Origin of the sequence: Streptomyces soli (genome assembly GCF_003999195.1) — a bacterium.
In the GTDB taxonomy this organism is placed as follows: Bacteria; Actinomycetota; Actinomycetes; order Streptomycetales; family Streptomycetaceae; genus Actinacidiphila; species Actinacidiphila soli.
In genome coordinates this window covers 1-2,504 of sequence record NZ_RJVR01000387.1, presented here as the reverse complement: position 1 = coordinate 2,504, position 2,504 = coordinate 1, and the positions used below count along the sequence as shown (strand labels likewise).

The following is a 2,504-nucleotide window of genomic DNA, read 5'->3' as shown; positions in this document are numbered from 1 at the left end:
CCCCGGGGGCATGGCTGGGGCCGGCGGCGGCGGAGGCGAGGGCGGCCCGGGCGACGGCACGGGCGACCACCGAACGGTCGCCGACGGTGGCAGCGGCCTGCTCGTCGGCCCAGCGCTCGAGGACGAAGTCGCCCGCGGTGGCCAGCGGGCGCAGCAGCGGGTTCGCGGCGGCGGCGAGCCGCCAGCCGGCCTGGAAGAGGTAGTGGCGGCCGCGCAAATGGGCCCGTTCGTGCGCCAGCAGGGCCTCGCGCTCGGCGGGGTCGAGGCACCGCAGCATGCCCCGGGTGACCACGATGCGGCCGGGCGCGCCGGGCAGCGCATACGCCGCCGGGGCGGCCTCGTCCAGCACCGCGAGTTCGCCGTGGCCGGACAGCTCGCGGCACTCGCGGCGCACCTGGCGCAGCGCGCGGACCTGCCGTACGGCGGTGACGGTCAGCGCCACACAGCCGGCGAGCAGCACAAGGGCGCACACCACGGCCGCGCTGAGCCACACCGGGGCCTCGGCCCGCAGCACCTGGGGGGACCAGGGGCCTTCCTCCGCGATCTCGGGGATCTGGGCGACGGCTATGAACGCCAGCAGGGCCAGCGCGACCAGCCAGCCGACCGAGGTGACCAGCGCGGCGCAGGCCAGCGCCCAGGCCGCCCGGCGCGGCGGAAGGTGCACGGCCAGCCGGGGCGCCAGCACGGCGAGCACCGCGCTGACGGCGAAGGGGACGTAGACGCTGAACCGCAAGGGCCGCTACCCGTCGTGCTCGCCGAGCAGCCGCTGCAGCAACCGCTCGTCCTCCGGCGAGAGTTCGGACACGAACCGCGACAGCACGGCCTCGCGGTCCGATCCCTGGTCCAGAAGCGAGCGCATGCGGCCGGCGGTGTGCGAGGCCTCGTCCCGTTCGGGGGCGTACACATAGCCGCGGCCGGCGCGGCGCCGGGTGAGCATGCCCTTCTCGTACAGCCGGAACAGGATCGTCAAGACGGTGGTCTGGGCGAGGTCGCCGGGCAGCCGTTCCCTGACCTGGGCGGCGGTCAGCGGTTCCTCGGCCGCCCACAGGGCGGCCAGGACGCTGCTCTCCAGCGCACCGGGGGCACGCCGACGGTTCGCGGCACCGGCCTCTTCGGCCTCCTGCATCCCGTACACCCGCCCTTCTCATCGAGGACACCCAATCGCGGTTCTCAAATCTACTACCACTTGAAACTGTGACCCGATCGAGGCCCGAGCTCAGTAACTACACGTTGTAGAGTGATCGCCTATGTCGTGTCGCACTCCCGCGCGCGAAGCGTTTTCCGACGTCCGGAGGCTGAAGGCCCGTGTCGCAAGGCCCCCACGGCCGTGTCGTGATCATCTCCGCGAGCGTCGGGGCAGGCCATGACGGTGCCGCCGAACAGCTCGCCGCCCGCCTCACGGCCGCCGGAATCACCGTCGACCGCCACGACCTGCTCGACCTGCTGCCCGCAGGCCTGGGCCGTGTCGTCAGCGGCGGCTACCACCGGCTGCTGACCTACGCCCCCTGGACGTACCAGAAGATCTACGCGGCCACCGAGCGCGCCGGAGGCAGCGGCCCGATGAGCCGCGCCCTGATGCGCAGCGCCGAGAGCCGGGTACTGCGGGCGGTGCCGCCGGACACCCGCGCGGTCGTCTCGACCTACCCCGGGGCCGGGCAGATCCTGGGCGCCCTGCGGCTTCGCGGCCGGCTGGCGGTGCCCGTGGTGACCTACCTCACCGACTTCTCCGTCCACCCCCTGTGGGTCGCCCCCGGCGTGGACCACCACCTGGCGGCCCACGCCATTCCGGCCGGCCAGGCCGAGGCGCTGGGCGCCGCCCGGGTCGTCGTGTCCGGGCCTGTGGTGGGCCACCGCTTCACCCCGGCCCGACCCGCGCAGCAGCAGGAGGCCAGGGCCCGCTTCGGGCTCCCGCCCGCTGCCCCGCTGGCCCTGCTGGTCGCCGGTTCGTGGGGCGTGGGTCCGGTCAGCCAGGTCGCCGAGGAGATCCGGGACAGCGGCGCCGCCGTGCCGGTGGTGGTCTGCGGCCGCAACCAGGCGCTGGCCGACCGGCTCAGAGCCTCCGGTATCGAGCACGCGTACGGCTGGGTCGACGACATGCCCGGCCTCATGCACGCCTCCGACGTCCTGGTCCAGAACGCGGGCGGCCTCACCTCGCTGGAGGCCTTCGCCACCGGCCTGCCCGTGGCGAGCTACCGCTGCATACCCGGCCACGGCCAGACCAACGCCGCCGCCCTCCACGAGGCCGGCGTCGCCACCTGGATCCGCGACCCGGAGGACCTCAAGCCCGTCCTCGCGGACCTCCTCGAGGGCCCGCTCGGCCTGCGCCAGCGCGAGACCGCCCTCGCCCTCTTCGCTCTCGGCCCGGACAGCGGCCCCGCCGCCGAGATCATCCGCGTCTGCGGCCAGGAGGTCGTCCACGCCGACCGGGCCGACGGCCCCACGCCGCCGCCCGCACGGCTGCCGCGGCTCCCGCGCCGCCGCACGGCCGCGCGCCGGCTCGCCGT

The 2,504-nt window shown here is 75.1% G+C and carries 3 protein-coding genes; 1 reads left to right on the top strand and 2 read right to left on the bottom strand.

What is annotated here, in order from left to right:
* Window positions 1-733, bottom strand: a 733-nt coding sequence (locus tag EFK10_RS46010; RefSeq protein ID WP_127361575.1) for a M56 family metallopeptidase, incomplete at its 3' end; no start/stop codon positions are given.
* Window positions 734-739: 6 nt separating this feature from the next.
* A complete protein-coding gene (locus EFK10_RS46005) occupies window positions 740-1,126 on the bottom strand; it encodes a BlaI/MecI/CopY family transcriptional regulator (protein ID WP_127361574.1) in 387 nt (128 codons plus the stop codon).
* 206 nt (window positions 1,127-1,332) lie between these two features.
* Between EFK10_RS46005 and EFK10_RS46000 the strand changes: the two genes are divergently transcribed.
* Window positions 1,333-2,504 (top strand): MGDG synthase family glycosyltransferase (locus EFK10_RS46000; protein ID WP_240677880.1); only part of this gene is annotated, 1,172 nt, incomplete at its 3' end.

Excerpts from the sequence above, each read along its gene's own strand:
- EFK10_RS46005 (WP_127361574.1), bottom strand. The coding sequence starts at position 1,126 with ATGCAGGAGGCCGAAGAGGCCGGTGCCGCGAACCGTCGGCGTGCCCCC.